This window comes from Mesorhizobium sp. LCM 4576, from assembly GCF_001854815.1.
Taxonomy (GTDB): Bacteria; Pseudomonadota; Alphaproteobacteria; order Rhizobiales; family Rhizobiaceae; genus Mesorhizobium; species Mesorhizobium plurifarium.
This window is the reverse complement of sequence record NZ_MDDT01000016.1, coordinates 137,531-152,694: the sequence shown is the minus strand read 5'-3', so window position 1 is coordinate 152,694 and position 15,164 is coordinate 137,531. Positions and strand designations below refer to the sequence as shown.

Sequence of the window (15,164 nt, the reverse complement as noted above, 5' to 3'; positions counted from 1 at the left end):
CGCCCCCAATGCGGATACCGATAGTTCAATCAGCACAATCGTATGCAACTTCTAATAGGTGGTTAATGGCAATTAACGGGAGCCTCGGAAGCCATGAGCATGGTTTCCGGAGCATGTACGGTAGTTCTAAAATATCGATATTCCTGGTCGCGCCCGGTGGATTTCCCGTGCGATCCGCCTCCGGACGCAGGCAATCAGTCTGGTCGCCGAATGGGCTGATCCGGCAAGACCGGTGCGGAATGCCTTAGAGTCCGAGATGGCCCCGCAGGCTGGGCACCTGGTCCAGCACCTGATTGGTCAGGTCAGGCCCGGCGGCGGCCTCGGCCTGCTTGATCAGGGTCTCGCCGGCCTGACGGATTTGCGCCATGTCGAGGCCAGAGGCCTTGAGGGCGGCGACGCCGTTGATCAGGGCGCCGRCCTTTTCGCCGAGCACGCCGCCAAGCGCCCCTTGCAGCGACGACAAAAGGCCGCCGCCCGAATTGGCCGCGCCGGCGGCCATCACGTCATATTTCTGGGCCAGCGCGCCGGCGCCGGGGATCTGGTCGAAGAAGGATGAAACGCTGGTGCCTTCCGCCTCGTGCTCCAGCACGGAAAAGATGGTGCCGACAACCTTCTCGGTGGTCGGCTCGTCGAGGCCGGCCTTCGAGGCAACGGTGTTGATGATGTCCTGGACGTTCATGGGATTCCCCTTTCGTCGTTCGGATCAAAGCCGCCTGGGCAGCTTCGACGCCTAATGTGACAGCACCATCAAGGCTTTCGGAAATGACCAAAATGTGATGGGCGAACCGAAGCTCTCCGAATCGTCATCCGCGCGTGCTGGACCGTATGGATCTTGACCCTATCTTGCGCGTCGATCCGCGGAATCGTCCCCCATTGTCGTCGAGGAGAGCCATGACCGAACCCGTTGCCAAGCCCGTCACTATGCAGCCTGTCATCACGCAGGCGATGATCGATGCCTATGACGAATACACCCATCTGACGCTCGACCGCCGCCGCTTCATGGAGCAACTGACGAAGCTGGCGGGCTCGGGCGCCGCGGCGGCCGCGATCGCTCCGATGCTGGCGGCCAACTCGGCCCAGGCGGCGATCGTCGCCGAGGACGACAGCCGCGTTAAGGGCGAGGACATCACATATCCCGGCTCGAGCGGTGAGATGAAAGCCTATCTGGTCAAGCCGGCCGACCAGCAGGGCAAGCTCGGCACCGTCATCGTCATCCACGAGAACCGGGGACTGAACCCGCATATCCGCGATGTCACCCGGCGCGTGACGCTGGAGGGATTCGTCGCGCTGGCGCCGGACTTCCTGTCGCCGCTTGGCGGCACGCCTTCCGACGAGGACAAGGCACGCGACATGTTCAGCAAGCTCGATGCTGCTCAGGTCGCGGCCGACGGCGTGGCGACGGTCGCCTACCTCAAGAGCCTCAAGGACGGCAACGGCAAGGTCGGGGCGGTCGGCTTCTGCTGGGGCGGCGGCGCGGTCAACCAGCTTGCCGTCCATGCGCCCGACCTCAGCGCCGGCGTCGCCTATTACGGCATGCAGCCCAGGGCCGAGGACGCCGCGAAGATCAAGGCGCCGCTGCTCCTTCATTATGCCGGGCTCGATACGCGCACCAATGCCGGCATCGATGCCTATAAGAAGGCCTTGGACGCCGCGCATGTCGAATACAAGGTCTATGTCTATGAGGGCGCCAACCACGCCTTCAACAACGACACGTCGGCCGCGCGCTATGACAAGAAGGCCGCCGATCTCGCCTGGGGCCGGACGGTGGCGTTTCTCAAAGAGAAGCTCGCCTAGTCGAACAATTCACGCATTTGCCGCCGGCTTATGCATGGCAACGCCGGTGATCACCAGAGCGACGCCAAGGCAGTCGGTGACGCCCGGCACCTGGCGCAGTACGATCACGCCGATCAGCGTTGCCGTGAGCGGCAGCAGAGACAGCATCAGAGCGAAGCTCGCGCGCGGCAGGCGCGCCATGGCGAGCTGGTCGCAGATATAGGGGATGACTGAGGAGCAGACGCCGACGCCGATCGCAGCCGCGAGCAGTTGCGGCGATGAGAAGGCAGGCTGCGCCTCGCGAAAGCCGACGGGCAATACGACGAGGAATGCGACCGTCATCGCGGCGCCGAGGCCGGCGATGCCGAGGCCTGCCTGCGCGACGCGGTGACCGATCACGATGTAGCCGACGAACAGGGCGCCATTCAAAAACGCCCAGAACAGGCCGACCGGATCGCTCGACCATTTCACGTCGATGAGAAGCAATGTGCCGGCGACGGCAACAGCGAGCGCCGCAAAGTTGCGCCGGCTGCGCAGGCCGACCAGCGCGACGGCGATCGTGCCGACGAATTCGATCGCCGCCACCAGCGAGATGGGCAGGCGGTCGAGCGCCAGATAGAACGAGCAGTTCATCACCGCCAGGCAGATGCCGAAGGCCAGCAGCAGCAGTCGCCGGTCGCGATCGGCGCGCGCGAAGACGCGCCAGGGCTTGGTCAAAGGGGCGAAGATGAGGGCGGCGGTGGCGATGCGCAGCCAAGCCATGCCGAGCACGCCGACCTGAGCGAAGAGCAGCACGGCGAAGGCCGGCCCGAGATAATGGAACACGGCGCTGACGCAGAACCAGACGTGCGGCGGCAACGCGTCGGCCATTCCGGCAAGTGCGGTGGGGCCGGCGGAGCGCGCTTCGGTATCACCGCTGGCCGGGTTTGCAGTTGGAATTTGCGTTTGAGCTTTCATGCGGGCATTATCGCAGGCGAAACCCGCCGACTATATAGGCAATGAATGGCCAGGTGGCGCTTCGGCTTTGTGATGGAAGAAATTCGGCTTGAAAAACCTTCGAAGTGAAAATGTCGACCTGGACGCGATCGATCTGAAGGTCCTGCGGCTCCTGGAAAAGGATGCGCGCATCAGCACGGCGGAGCTGGCGCGCGCCGTCGGGCTGTCGGCGCCGAGCGTGGCGGAGCRCATCCGCAAGCTGCAGGAAAACGGCGTGATCGAGGCCTATACGGTCAGGATCAATCCGGCCGCTCTCGRCATGAAGCTGTCGGCATGGCTCAGAATCAGGCCGGTGCCGGGGCARCTTTCCGTGGTGGCGGACATCATCCGCGAGCTGCCGGAAATCGCGCAATGCGACCGGGTGACCGGCGAGGACTGCTTCATCGCGCTCGCTCATGTCGGCTCGGTGAGCGAGCTCGAGCGCGTGATCGACCGGRTCATTCCCTACGCGATGACCAACACCGCCATCATCCAGTCGTCACCGGTCGAGCCGCGTTCGCCGCTGGGCGCCTTCAGGCAGAAGTGACAGCGCGTCGCGATCTTTCAAATTCGCCGCATGCGCTTTAGGTTCTTGATTTCACGCATGTCTTCATCCCGGAAACCGGTTCCCACTTTCGGGAGACATGCTTCAGGCGTGGCCACGCTTCATGCGCGCCTGCTTCAGAATCGCGCGCCAGCGGATCATGTCGAACGGGATCGGTTCGTTGTTGTTGGCGATGTGGAAGATCTCGTTGTTGACGTTCTTCAACGATCGCCAGAAATCATAGTCGGTGATGCGTGGATCGGCCGCCAAGCGCTCCACTTCGACCTTGATGTCGGTTTTCATGCACTGTCCTCGCACCGCATTCCGCCAGCCGCCCCGTGCGCAAACCCGGTACGGCGGTTTTCGAACGCGCCGGTGAGTCGTTCAACGGACTCAACTGACTTGTTCACGTTAAAACCTTGGTAAGGTTAACGCGGGCGTGCGGGTTTTCAAGCGCTCTTGCGCTTGATGCCGATCGAGCGGCCGGCGCGCTCGGGCATGGGCAGCGTCGCATGGGCAGCGCGCACGGCCTCCAGCTTGTCCATCACGTCGGCGGGGAAGGGCGCGACCTTCGGTCCTTCCATGTCGACATGCAGCGACAGCGTTTCCGACGTGGCGGCGAGCCAGCCGTCGACGTGGCGGATTTCCTGATAGGTCCTCAACCGCTTGTCGTCATGATCGATGAGCTGGAACGAGACCTTGACCGTGTCGTGAAGATGCAGCTCACGCACGTAGCAGACATGGACTTCCGCGGTGTAGACGCTGAGGCGGCGTTCCTTGGTATAGCTTGCGTCCACTCCCATCATCGCGAACGCTTCGTCGGTGCCGCGATCGAACAGCACGTTGTAATAGGCCATGTTGAGGTGGCCATTATAGTCGATCCAGTCCTTCTCGATCGCCAACGGGCGGGACAGGATGGGTGCGGGGATCGTCATTGCTTTTCCTTGATCGTCGCTGGGCAGGGCGTGGCTGCTGAGATTCTCGTCGTTCTGGYGCAAAAAGTCGCCTAGCCTAACCGCTTGGCACTTTTCCTCGAATTGCTTTAGGCATCATCCATAGCTGCATAACAAGAGTGGCCGCTGGTCCATTCGCGGAGGAATTCATGGCTTTGAGCGACCTCAACCCCGTCGAACGCAATGAGGAAGGCATCGCCGCGGTGCTCGGCATACTCAAGCAGCGCTTCGGCGAGCGCTTCCAGACCGGCGCGGCGATACGCGGCCAGCACGCGCACACCACCACCTATATCCCGACCCAGGCGCCGGACGGCGTCGCTTTCGTCGAAAYGGAGGCGGACGTGCAGGAGATCGTGCGTGCCTGCGCCGCCCACCGTGCGCCGGTCATCGCCTTCGGCGTCGGTTCCTCGCTCGAGGGCCACACCAACGCGCCGGGCGGCGGCATCTCCATCGACACGTCGCGCATGAACCGAATCCTGGCCGTCAATCCGCAGGACCTCGACTGCACCGTCGAGCCCGGGGTGACGCGCGAGGACCTCAACCGGCACCTGCGCGACACCGGCCTGTTCTTTCCGATCGATCCGGGCGCCAATGCCTCGCTCGGCGGCATGGCGGCGACCAGGGCTTCCGGCACCAACGCGGTGCGCTACGGCACGATGCGCGAGAACGTGCTGTCGCTGACCGCGGTCATGGCCGACGGCGAGACGGTGACCACCGGCAAGCGGGCGAAGAAAAGCTCGGCCGGCTACGACTTGACGCGGCTTCTGGTCGGCTCGGAAGGCACGCTCGGCGTCATCACATCGCTGACGCTGAGGCTGYAGGGCATTCCGCAGGCGATCTCGGGCGGCGTCTGCCCGTTCCCGAGCCTGGAGGCGGCCTGCAACACGGTGATCGCGACGATCCAGATGGGCATTTCGGTGGYGCGTATCGAGCTCGTCAACGCGCTGCAGATGCGGGCGATGAAGAATTATTCCAAGCTCGACTATCCGGAGAGCCCGTGCCTGTTCGTCGAGTTCCACGGCAGCGACGCGGGCGTGGCCGAGCAGGCCGAGACGTTCGGGATGATCGCCGAGGAGAACGGCGGAGGGCCGTTTCTGTGGACCAGCGTCGCGGAAGAGCGGACGAAGCTCTGGAAGGCGCGCCACGACGCCTATTGGTCGTCGCTGACGCTGCGTCCCGGCGCCAAGGGGCTGTCGACCGATGTCTGCGTGCCGATCTCGCGGCTTGCCGAATGCGTCACCGAAACCGAGGCCGACATTGCTGAGATGGGACTTATCGCGCCGATCGTCGGCCATGCCGGCGACGGCAATTTCCATGTGCTGGTGCTGATGGACGTCGACAACCCGGCCGAGATCGCGCTTGCGGAAAAATTTGTCGCCCGTCTCAACATGCGCGCCATCGCCATGGAAGRCACCTGCACGGGCGAGCATGGCATCGGCCAGGGCAAGGTCGGCTTCCTGCGCCACGAGCTCGGCCATGGCGTCGACGTCATGCGCATGATCAAGCAGGCGCTCGATCCGCTGAACATCATGAATCCGGGCAAGATTTTGCCGGCGGCGGGCTGATACGCTGGCCGGCGRCTATTCTCCCACGCCTTCGACCAGCTTCTGCAGCATGGGCCGCGTCGGCGCGAAGAAGGTCGTGCCGGTGTGCGGCGTGGAGAAGTCGAGCAGCCGGTCATAGGCGCCGGGCGGCTCGCCGACATACATGCGCTGCAGCATCTTCTCGATCACCCACAGATAGCGCGTGTAGCCGATGAAATAGGTGCCGAACTCGTTCTGCCCCGGGCGGCCGAACGGCATGTTGTCGCGCAGGATATCGTATTCGTTGCCGGCGTCGTCCTCGATGGTGGCCAGCGACTTGTGCGACTTGCGCGGCTTGTCGTCGTCATCGATCTCGATGTTGTCGATCTTGGTGCGGCCGATGATCTCTTCCTGGACATGGGTCGGCGTTTCCTTCCAGGCCGCCATGTTGTGCAGGTATTTCTGCACGACGACGTAACTGCCGCCGGCAAAGTCGCTGTCCTCGTCGCCGACCAATGCGGAGGCGGGCAGGTCGAGGCCGGTCGGATTGGCGGTGCCGTCGACGAAGCCCAGAAGATCGCGCGCGTCGAAATAGCGAAAGCCGGACACTTCGTCGGCGACGGTCACGCTGGCGCCAAGGGCGTCCAACAGGATGCGTTCGAGCTCGAAGCACATGTCGCGCCGCTCGGCGCGGATGTGGAACAGCAGATCGCCCGGCGTCGAGGGCGCCGAATGCGCCGGTCCCTCGATCGGCGCGAAGGGTTTCAGCTCGCGCGGCCGCCGGCTGGGCGACAGGCGGTTCCAGAGCCCGGCGCCGATGCCGGCGATGCAGGACAGCCGGMCCGACAGGTCGCGGAAGCCGACATTCTTGACGAGATCATCGAGCTCGCCCAGCACCGAGGCGGCGGTCGAAAGCGCGGCCTTGTCGCTGGCGACYGTGACGACAAGGAAAATCGCGGCCGTCGACAGCGGAGCGTCGACGCTTTGCGCATYGATCGGCACTCTGTCCCAGTTCTTGCCTGACATCGGGAACGCTCCGTGTTGGGTTCAGATCTGTGGCGGCCAGGGATGCGGCCGGAAGGGCAGGGATCGGGAAAAGAGATATCCTGACCGCGAGCGATCGTGCAACTGGAGAGGTTGGCGGCCGCCGGGCGCCGAATTGCCTCTTTATCGACACGCGGATGCGGGTAGAGTGCGGCTGACTTTCAACCCGGGAAACAGATGCTCGCCCGCCTGTTCGTGATCTTCGGTGGCCTGTTCGTGCTGGTGCTGTGCGCGGCGCTGGTGGTGCCGTATTTCATCGACTGGACGGGTTACCGGGGCGATTTCGAGCGTGAGGCCAGTGCCATCCTCGGCCGCAAGGTGACGGTGAAGGGCGATGCGACGGCGCGRCTGCTGCCGTTTCCGTCGGTGACCTTCTCGAATGTCGAGGTCGCGGGCGGGCCGGAAGGCAAGCCGGCGATGACGGTCGAGACCTTTTCCATGGACGCGGAGCTCGCGCCGTTCCTGCGCGGCGAGGTGCTGATCTTCGACATGCGGCTGGTGCACCCCAGAGCTATCATCGATGTCGCCGGCAACGGCACCGTTGACTGGGCGATCCGGCCGTCGACGCCCTTCAACCCCGGCCAGATCGCCATCGAGAAGCTATCGGTGACCGAGGGGCAGATCGAGCTTCGCCACGCCGCCGGCGGGCGCAGCCATCTGATCTCGGAGATCAACTCGACCATTTCGGCCAAGGCGCTCACCGGTCCATGGCGCATGGACGGAACGCTACGCTTCGACGGCCTGCGCACCGATGTCTCGGCCTCGACCGGCAAGGTGGAACCGGACGGCCAGATGCGGCTCAGGCTGAAGGCCGATCCCGATGCCTATCCGCTGATCGTCGAAGCCGACGGCAATGCCGGCATCGTCAAGGGCGCGGCGGTCTATTCCGGCCAGTTCAAGATCTCGGGTGCGGACAAAAACTCGGCCGAGCTGCGCGGCAATGACGGCGAGCCGGTCAAGATCAGCACCGGCAAGCCCGATCCGGGCTTCCGACTGAACGGCAAGTTCGCGCTCGACCACCAGAAGCTCGATGTCGAGGAGTTCCGCTTCGAGACCGGCCCGCTCGACAATCCCTATACCGCCGACGGCAAGGCCTCGGTCGATCTCGGCCTGAAGCCGCATTTCGCGGTCGAAGYCAGCGGGGCGCAGGTCCAGTTCGACGAGGCAGTAGGTGGAGCCACCGGCTCAGGCTTCACGCTCGACCAGCGCATCGCTGCCTTCGAGCAGACGCTGCAGCACATGCCGAAGCCGACGATACCAGGGACGCTCGAGGTCAGGCTGCCGGCGGTGGTGGCGGGCGACACGACGGTGCGTGACGTGCGGCTGTCGGCTGAGCCGGTCGAAGGAGGCTGGTCGCTCAAGTCGCTTGCCGCTACGCTGCCGGGCCGCACGACGCTCGAAGCCGACGGCATGTTGAGCGTCGAGGACCATTTCGGCTTCACCGGCTCGTTGCTGCTCGCCGTCGGGCAGCCTTCCGGCTTTGCTGCCTGGCTGTCGAAGGATGTCGACGAGGCGATCCGCCGGCTGCCTGCGGCCGGCTTCAAGGCCAAGGTCGATCTCAGCGAGAACCGGCAGTCCTTCAGCGATCTCGAACTCATCCTCGGCAAGGCGAAATTCTCGGGCAGCATCGATTCCARCCAACCGGACGGCGCCAGGCCATCGGTGCTGATGCGGCTCACCGGCGGCGAGATGGACCTGGACGGGCTCGCGGCCTTCGCCTCGATCTTCATCAGCGACAAGGGCGCCAACCGCTTTTCGGATCGCGATCTCGATTTCCAGATCAAGGCGGGGCCGGTCAGCGCGGGCGGCTTGAGCGCCGACACCGTCGACACGGCGCTGCGGCTGCGCGAGGGCTTGCTCGAGATCGACCGGCTTTCGATCGGTGGCCTGGCTGGCGCCTCGATCAGCGCCACGGGCCGGATCAAGGATTTTCCGCAAAGCCCGACCGGCAAGCTCAATGCTTCCGTGGTGGCGGTGGATCTGAAGCCGCTGATCGATGTCGCGGCTCAGCATTATCCCGACAATGGCGTGCTCAAAGGCCTGGCCGGCCGCGCGGCGGCCTATCCCGAACTGTTCCAGGACGCGCGCATCGATCTCTTGACCAGCGCCGCCGACAATGGCGACGGCACCACGGGCCTGGCGCTCTCGGCCCAGGGCAAGGCGGGCGGCTCGGCCTTCTCGGCTTCGCTTTCCGGCAAGGGGACCACGGACAAGCTCTCCGAGGCGCCGGTGTCGATCACCTTCAACGCCCGCAACGACAATGCCACCACGCTGCTTGCGCTTTACGGGCTGCCGGCGCTGCCGCTCGGCATGCTCGGCCACGCCAACACCGACATCTCGGCGAAGGGCTCGGTCGCCGGCGGTCTCGCGACCAGCTTTAACCTGACGGCCGACGATTTCAGGGCAAGCTTCGACGGAACCGTCGCCGAGACGGCGCAAGGCGCCACCGCCAAGGGCAAGGTCAATCTCGACGCCGCCGATATCGAGCCGTGGCTGATGACGACGGGGGTAGGCTTGCCGGGGATGGGAACGGGCACGTCGACGTCGCTGGCGGCCGATGCCGATTTCGGCAACGGGYTCCTGGTGCTGAGCGGCCTCACCGGTTCGATCAACAAGGCGGCGGTCTCCGGCGACATCAACATCGATGCCAAGGATGGGCTGCCRCATCTTGCGGGGGCGCTGGCGCTCGACGAACTCGACCTCGATCCGCTGGCGGTCTCGCTGTTCGGCGACCAGTCCTTCGCTCCCGCCAAGGGCCGGTGGCCGACGACGCCGTTCAGTCAGAAGTCGACCCTTCCTTTCAACGCCGACCTCGATCTCAACACCTCGGCGCTCGCCGTCGGGCCGTTCGCGACGGCGCATGACGCTTCATTCTCGCTGAAGCTCGACCGCGAAGGCATCCATGTCTCCGACCTCAAGGCGAAGCTCTATGGCGGCGACGTGACCGGCCTGTTCGACCTGAAGAACACCGAGGGCACTGGCCTGTTCTCCGGCCAGATGAGGTTGGCCGGCAGCGATCTTTCCGCCGTCCTGCCGGGCGCCGGCATCGGCGGCAGCGGCGATCTTTCGGCGGCGCTGTCGACCAGCGGCAAATCGGTCGACGCCATGATCGCGGCTCTCTCCGGGTCGGGCACAGCGGCGCTGAAGGCATTGAAAGTGGACGGTATCAATCCGGACGGCTTTGGCGCCATCATCGCCAAGGCCGACGCGATCGGACGCGATATCGACACGGCCAAGACCGCGGAGTTCGCGCCGCGGATCGTCGGCGAGGGCAGCTTCGCCGCCGGCGATACGGATGTGGCCTTCACCGTCGCCAACGGCACGCTGCGGGCGCCGCCGATCAGCCTCGACAATCCCGGCGCTACCTTGTCCGCCGACGTCACCGCCGATCTCAACACGAGCACCGTCACGGCGAAGGGGGCGCTGACCTATCGTCCCGGCGACGAGGCTTTGGTGGGCTCGGAGCCTGCCGTCAATTTCAGCCTGGCCGGCCCGCTAGGGGCGACCGCGCCCCAATTCGACAGCGGTCCGCTGGCGCAGTTCCTGACACAGCGTGCCCTGGAGAAGGAACAGCAGCGGGTCGAGGCGATGCAGGCGGCGCTGCTCGAAAAGCAGCGGCTGCGGCGCGAGGTGCGCTATTACGCGGCGCTGCAGACGGAGCGCGACAGGGCGGCCGAGGAGCTGCGCCGGCAAGAGGAAGAGGCTCGGCAGAAGGCCGAGGCGGAAGCCAGGGCGAAGGCCGAAGCGGAAGCGCAGGCACAGGCGGAAGCCGAGGCAAAGGCCAAGGCCAAGGCCGACGAAGAGGCGAGGGCCAAGGCGGAAGCCGACGCCAGGGCGCAGGCCGAAGCGGACGCCAAGGCCAAGGCCGATGCACAGGCGAAGGCGGAGGCCGAGCAGCGGGCCGCGGACGAAGCGGCCAAAGCGCAGGCCGAGGCCGACCGCAAGAAGGCGGAACAGGCGAAGCTGGAAGCAGCACGCAAGGCGGCCGAGCAAGCGCGGAAGGTCGACGGATCGCTGCCCGGCGTCAACGACGGTTCGCCCCCTGCGCCGGTGAAGCCCAAGGCCAACCCGTTCACGATCGACAATCTGTTGAAGTCGCTCGACGGCGGTTGAGTTTTACGCCGCGCATAGCGGAGCTGACCCAGATGCGCCGGCGCGCGCCTAGGACTCTTCCTGGCGCGAGAGCAGACGCCGCAGCATCGRCTCTATGCGCGACAGTTCGTCGAGATGCGCGGCCGAYAATTCGGCCAGGCGATCGTCGGCCAAAGGGGTGAGCTGCAGCAGGACGCGACGGTGATCGCTCTTGTCCTGATCGCGGATGACCAGGCCTGYCTCGGCAAGGCGGTTCACCAGCTCCACCGCGCTGTGGTGGCGGATGCGCAGCCRCTCAGCGAGATCGCCCACCGCCACCGGCCCGCCGCTTGGAAATCCCTTGATCGCCAGCAGCGCCTGGTGCTGGCGCGGCGTGAGGCCCGCCTCATTGGCCTGGACCTGGCTGAATTCGAGAAAGCGGCGGATCAGGTAACGGAACTGTGACAGCCGCTGGTAGTCGGCCTGGCTGATGGCGGGACGTGGTTTCGACGGCGTCATTCCCCGACTTATGGTCCTTTCCCGCAAAAGCTCAACAGGTTGTCGCGATCCCTGTCCAAAATGACGCGGAGCAGGTCGCGAAAACGGCTTGAAGATTTATATCGTATTACGATATGAGGCCACCTGAAACCGGACGGCCATTGCGCCGCCAGAAAGTTCAGGCTCCCAAAATGAAATCGTCTCACGCCGGCAACGGCCATCTTCGCGACTTCACGACCGATCCGCGCGTGCTCGTCATCGCGGCCATCGCCGTGGTGGTGGCGACCGCCGGGCTCCTTGCCGGCATCGTGCTTCTGYAGCTCATCAGGCTTGCCACCAACATCGCCTATTTCGGCCAGTTCTCGCTGGCCGAGCTCAAGCTCGAGGACTCACCGCTCGGGCTCGCCGCCGTGCTCGTGCCGGTGATCGGCGCGCTGATCATCGGCCTGATGGCGCGCTTCGGCAGCGAGAAGATCCGCGGCCACGGCATCCCCGAGGCCATCGAGGCGATCCTGCTCGGGCGCTCGCGGCTCGACGCCAAGGTCGCGGTGCTGAAGCCGCTGTCGTCGGCGATCTCGATCGGCTCGGGCGGACCCTTCGGCGCCGAAGGCCCGATCATCATGACCGGCGGCGCCATCGGCTCGCTGATCGCGCAGATGCTGCCGGTCAGCGACAATGAGCGCAAGACGCTGCTTGTGGCGGGCGCGGCGGCCGGCATGACGACGGTGTTCGGCACGCCGATCGCGGCAATCATGCTCGCCGTCGAGCTGCTCCTGTTCGAATGGACGCCGCGCAGCTTCATCCCGGTCGCCGTCGCCGCGATCGTCGCGGAGGTCGAGCGCACGCTGCTGCATATGCCGAGCCCGATCTTTCCGTTCTCAGGCGCCATGGACGCATCGATCGCCGGGCTCGGCGGCTGGGTGCTGGTCGGCATTGCCGCCGGGCTGCTTTCAGGACTGCTGACGCAATTGGTCTATGCCTGCGAGGACGCCTTCCTGAAGCTGCCGATCCACTGGATGTGGTGGCCGATGATCGGCGGCCTGGTGGTCGGCATCRGCGGGCTGATCGAGCCGCACGCGCTTGGCGTCGGCTACGACAACATCGCCAACATGCTCGACGGCCGCACGGTCGCGACCGCCGCGCTGCTGCTTTTGGTGGTGAAGGCCGTCATCTGGTCAGTCGCGCTGGGATCCGGAACATCGGGCGGCGTGCTGGCGCCGCTGCTCATCATGGGCGGCGCGATGGGAGCGGTGCTCTCGGGCATCCTGCCCGAGGCGAGCCCCGGCTTCTGGCCGCTGCTGGCGATGGCTGCGACCATGGGCGGCACCATGCGCGCGCCGCTCACCGCGACCTTCTTCGCCACCGAGCTCACCGGCAACACGCATGTTCTGGTGCCGCTGATCGCGGCCTGTGCTACCGCGCATGCGGTCACCGTGCTGTTGATGAAGCGCTCGATCCTGACCGAGAAAGTGGCGCGGCGCGGGCATCATCTCGTGCGCGAATACCGCGTCGATCCGTTCGCCCTGACCAGGGTCAAGGAAGTGATGACGACCAAGGTCGAGAGCGTGCCGGCGACGATGACGCTGCATGGCGCGGCGAGCTTCCTGACCGCGCCGGACAYCCGGCACCCGAGCTTCCCGGTGATCGATGAAGCGGGGCATGTGCTCGGCGTCATTGATCCGCCGGCGATCCTGCGCTGGCGTCGTAACGGCAAGCACCGCAAGGCCACCCTCCGCGAACTGCTCGCCGGCAGCAAGATCACGCTCGCCTATCCGGACGAATATCTGGAGGCGCTTTCCGACAAGCTGCTCACCRCCAATGTCTCGCACCTGCCGGTCGTCTCACGCGAGGAAGAACGGCTCATCGGCTATATCGGCTGGAAAGACATGATGCGGGTAAGATCGAAAAAGCAGGCGGAGGAGCGCGACCGCACCGCCTTGCTCAGCTTCGGCGCAAAGCGCAAGGCGCAACAGAGCATCAGCGATCCGGCCTAAACCATCCTCAGGACGTCGCRCCGCCGCGTTTCGCCCAGGCGAGCACATAGAGCCTCAGCGCGGATGACAGGTTGGCGTCGCGGGTGCGCGTCTCGTCGATCTCGGCGACCAGAGCCGCGAGCGACAGCGAACGCTGCGCGGCGATGGCGATGAGATCGTCATAAAAGGGCTGTTCAAGCGAAAAGCTGGTGCGGTGACCGCGGATCGTTACCGAACGTTTTTCGACCGCGGCCATTGCAGGACTCAGCGCTTGCCGGGATCGTCGGGTTTTTCCCGGCGGTGGCCGGCCACGAATTTCTCGGCCTTCTCTGACGTCAGCCGGTCACGCTCGCGCTCGGCTTTGGTCCGGCCATGCGAGGCCCGGTTCTCGCTCGCCTGGCGTTCCTTCTCGGTGCGCGCTTTCTGCTTGCGGGCCTGGCGGAGATTGACGACCTCGCCCACGGCGCCGCGCTATTTCTTGCGGAAAGCGTCGAGCGAGACGACGTCGGCGCCCTTGCCGCCGGTCTCGGCGACAGCCGGCTTCTTTTCGGTCTCGGCGGCCTTCTTMTTCGTTTCCGGCTTCTTCTCAGGGACGACGGCGACCGGCTCGGGCGCCGGAGCGGCGACCTCGTCCTCGGCGCTCTCCGTCTTGACGTCGAATTCGAGCTCGAAATTCACCGACGGATCGTAGAAGCCGCGCACGGCGGAGAAGGGGATCTCGAGTTTTTCCGGCACGTCGGAGAAGGAAAGCCCGACCTCGAAGCCGGCATCCGTCACCTTGAGGTCCCAATACTGGAACTGGATGACGATGGTCATCTGCTCCGGGTAGCGCTCGCGCAGCCTGGACGAGATGCGCACGCCGGGCGCGCCGGTCAGGAAGGTGATGAAGAAATGATGATTGCCCGGAAGGCCAGTGCGCGCGACCTCGGCCAGGACCTTGCGCATGACGCCGCGCAGAGCCTCCTGGGCCAGAATGTCGTAGCGGATATGGTCGTCGGCCATGTGATGGTCGGGTTCCGTTGAATCGTCCGCATAGCTGTAATCAAGCTTGAGCGCGGCGTAAACCGCATATAGGCGCAAAGGCGTGAGGCCAAGAGGGGGTGTCGACGATTTGATCGCTCAGGCGTGAACCAGCGCCGCCTGTTTGCCGGCTGGCGACTTCTTCCTGGCGAAAGCGCTAAGAAAGGTTCGCACGCCATTGGTGGCGGAGCGCAGGACCTCTTCCTCGGTCGGCACGCCGCCCAGCATGAAGGTGATCTGAAGCTCAGCGTTGACGAGGGCGAGAAACTGACGCGCCGCGACGTCAGGATCGCCGATCGCCAGGTGACCGGCAAAGGCAAGCCGGGCGAAGCGCGCGGCAAGCGCCGACCATGTGCGGCCCGGGCCCTGCTCGCGCCATTCGGCAAACAGTTCCGGATAACGCTCGCCTTCGGCCTGGATCAGCTTGCGCAGGAAACGGCCGTCGCGGTTGCAGATGCAGTTGCGGTTCATGCGCACGGCAAAGCCAACCAGGTCGGCTTCCAGATCCATAGGCTGGTCGGGGAAGCTGGCGATGGTGGCGAAGATGCCGGCGTTGCAGCGCTCCGTCAGATCACGCACAACGGCGACGAAGAGCTTTTCCTTGTCGCCGTGATGATTGTAGACGGTCTGGCGCGAGACGCCGGCTTCGGCGGCGATCAGGTCGATATTGGCGCCGGCATAACCTTCGCGGCAGAAGACGGCAGCGGCTGCATCCACCACCGACACGCGCTTGRCCTCGTGGCTGCGTGGCGGGAAAGTGTCAGGAGAAACGCCGTGCTTCATGAAAATC

Annotated in this window: 15 protein-coding genes; 5 read left to right on the top strand and 10 right to left on the bottom strand. The window is 65.1% G+C overall.

The window, feature by feature from the left end:
* Positions 1-244: 244 nt before the first annotated feature.
* Complete coding sequence (locus LCM4576_RS08485; RefSeq protein WP_071031675.1) at positions 245-679, bottom strand: hypothetical protein; 435 nt, start codon at positions 677-679, stop codon at positions 245-247.
* A 212-nt stretch (positions 680-891) separates the two neighbouring features.
* Between LCM4576_RS08485 and LCM4576_RS08480 the strand changes: the two genes are divergently transcribed.
* Positions 892-1,794, top strand: coding sequence for a dienelactone hydrolase family protein (locus LCM4576_RS08480; protein WP_071031674.1), 903 nt, complete (start codon positions 892-894; stop codon positions 1,792-1,794).
* A gap of 9 nt (positions 1,795-1,803) precedes the next feature.
* Here the strand turns inward: LCM4576_RS08480 and LCM4576_RS08475 are convergent, their stop codons facing one another.
* The gene (locus LCM4576_RS08475; RefSeq protein ID WP_071031673.1) at positions 1,804-2,730 is read right to left on the bottom strand and encodes a DMT family transporter; all 927 of its coding nucleotides are present in this window, start codon (positions 2,728-2,730) and stop codon (positions 1,804-1,806) included.
* 88 nt (positions 2,731-2,818) lie between these two features.
* On the opposite strand from LCM4576_RS08475, the gene LCM4576_RS08470 reads away from it, so the two are divergent.
* On the top strand, positions 2,819-3,295 hold the full coding sequence (locus LCM4576_RS08470) for an Lrp/AsnC family transcriptional regulator (protein WP_071031672.1): 477 nt from the start codon (positions 2,819-2,821) through the stop codon (positions 3,293-3,295).
* Between the two features lie 102 nt (positions 3,296-3,397).
* Here the strand turns inward: LCM4576_RS08470 and LCM4576_RS08465 are convergent, their stop codons facing one another.
* Complete coding sequence (locus LCM4576_RS08465) at positions 3,398-3,595, bottom strand: hypothetical protein (RefSeq protein ID WP_027168755.1); 198 nt, start codon at positions 3,593-3,595, stop codon at positions 3,398-3,400.
* Positions 3,596-3,741: 146 nt separating this feature from the next.
* Complete coding sequence (locus LCM4576_RS08460) at positions 3,742-4,227, bottom strand: thioesterase family protein (RefSeq protein WP_071031741.1); 486 nt, start codon at positions 4,225-4,227, stop codon at positions 3,742-3,744.
* A gap of 167 nt (positions 4,228-4,394) precedes the next feature.
* On the opposite strand from LCM4576_RS08460, the gene LCM4576_RS08455 reads away from it, so the two are divergent.
* A complete protein-coding gene (locus LCM4576_RS08455; protein ID WP_071031671.1) occupies positions 4,395-5,810 on the top strand; it encodes an FAD-binding oxidoreductase in 1,416 nt (471 codons plus the stop codon).
* Positions 5,811-5,825: 15 nt separating this feature from the next.
* Here the strand turns inward: LCM4576_RS08455 and LCM4576_RS08450 are convergent, their stop codons facing one another.
* Positions 5,826-6,794 carry a Dyp-type peroxidase gene (locus LCM4576_RS08450; RefSeq protein WP_071031670.1) on the bottom strand — a complete coding sequence of 323 codons (969 nt, stop codon included), beginning with the start codon at positions 6,792-6,794 and terminating at the stop codon, positions 5,826-5,828.
* Positions 6,795-6,989: 195 nt separating this feature from the next.
* Here LCM4576_RS08450 and LCM4576_RS08445 point away from each other — a divergent pair, with 195 nt between their 5' ends.
* The gene (locus LCM4576_RS08445; protein ID WP_071031669.1) at positions 6,990-10,925 is read left to right on the top strand and encodes an AsmA family protein; all 3,936 of its coding nucleotides are present in this window, start codon (positions 6,990-6,992) and stop codon (positions 10,923-10,925) included.
* A gap of 48 nt (positions 10,926-10,973) precedes the next feature.
* Here the strand turns inward: LCM4576_RS08445 and LCM4576_RS08440 are convergent, their stop codons facing one another.
* Positions 10,974-11,402 carry a MarR family winged helix-turn-helix transcriptional regulator gene (locus LCM4576_RS08440; RefSeq protein WP_071031668.1) on the bottom strand — a complete coding sequence of 143 codons (429 nt, stop codon included), beginning with the start codon at positions 11,400-11,402 and terminating at the stop codon, positions 10,974-10,976.
* Between the two features lie 170 nt (positions 11,403-11,572).
* On the opposite strand from LCM4576_RS08440, the gene LCM4576_RS08435 reads away from it, so the two are divergent.
* Positions 11,573-13,375, top strand: a complete 1,803-nt coding sequence (locus tag LCM4576_RS08435; RefSeq protein WP_071031667.1) for a chloride channel protein — start codon at positions 11,573-11,575, stop codon at positions 13,373-13,375.
* Between the two features lie 7 nt (positions 13,376-13,382).
* Here LCM4576_RS08435 and LCM4576_RS08430 read toward each other — a convergent pair whose 3' ends face one another.
* From LCM4576_RS08430 to LCM4576_RS08415, 4 genes are all read right to left on the bottom strand, one after another.
* A complete protein-coding gene (locus LCM4576_RS08430) occupies positions 13,383-13,610 on the bottom strand; it encodes a ribbon-helix-helix domain-containing protein (RefSeq protein WP_040982186.1) in 228 nt (75 codons plus the stop codon).
* Positions 13,611-13,618: 8 nt separating this feature from the next.
* On the bottom strand, positions 13,619-13,816 hold the full coding sequence (locus LCM4576_RS08425; RefSeq protein ID WP_041011953.1) for a DUF4169 family protein: 198 nt from the start codon (positions 13,814-13,816) through the stop codon (positions 13,619-13,621).
* 9 nt (positions 13,817-13,825) lie between these two features.
* Positions 13,826-14,356, bottom strand: a complete 531-nt coding sequence (locus tag LCM4576_RS08420; protein ID WP_071031740.1) for an SspB family protein — start codon at positions 14,354-14,356, stop codon at positions 13,826-13,828.
* Between the two features lie 117 nt (positions 14,357-14,473).
* Positions 14,474-15,157 carry a TetR/AcrR family transcriptional regulator gene (locus LCM4576_RS08415; RefSeq protein ID WP_071031666.1) on the bottom strand — a complete coding sequence of 228 codons (684 nt, stop codon included), beginning with the start codon at positions 15,155-15,157 and terminating at the stop codon, positions 14,474-14,476.
* Between the last annotated feature and the right edge of the window lie 7 nt (positions 15,158-15,164).

Excerpts from the sequence above, each read along its gene's own strand:
- LCM4576_RS08480 (WP_071031674.1), top strand. The coding sequence starts at position 892 with ATGACCGAACCCGTTGCCAAGCCCGTCACTATGCAGCCTGTCATCACG.
- LCM4576_RS08475 (WP_071031673.1), bottom strand. The coding sequence starts at position 2,730 with ATGAAAGCTCAAACGCAAATTCCAACTGCAAACCCGGCCAGCGGTGAT.
- LCM4576_RS08465 (WP_027168755.1), bottom strand. The coding sequence starts at position 3,595 with ATGAAAACCGACATCAAGGTCGAAGTGGAGCGCTTGGCGGCCGATCCA.
- LCM4576_RS08460 (WP_071031741.1), bottom strand. The coding sequence starts at position 4,227 with ATGACGATCCCCGCACCCATCCTGTCCCGCCCGTTGGCGATCGAGAAG.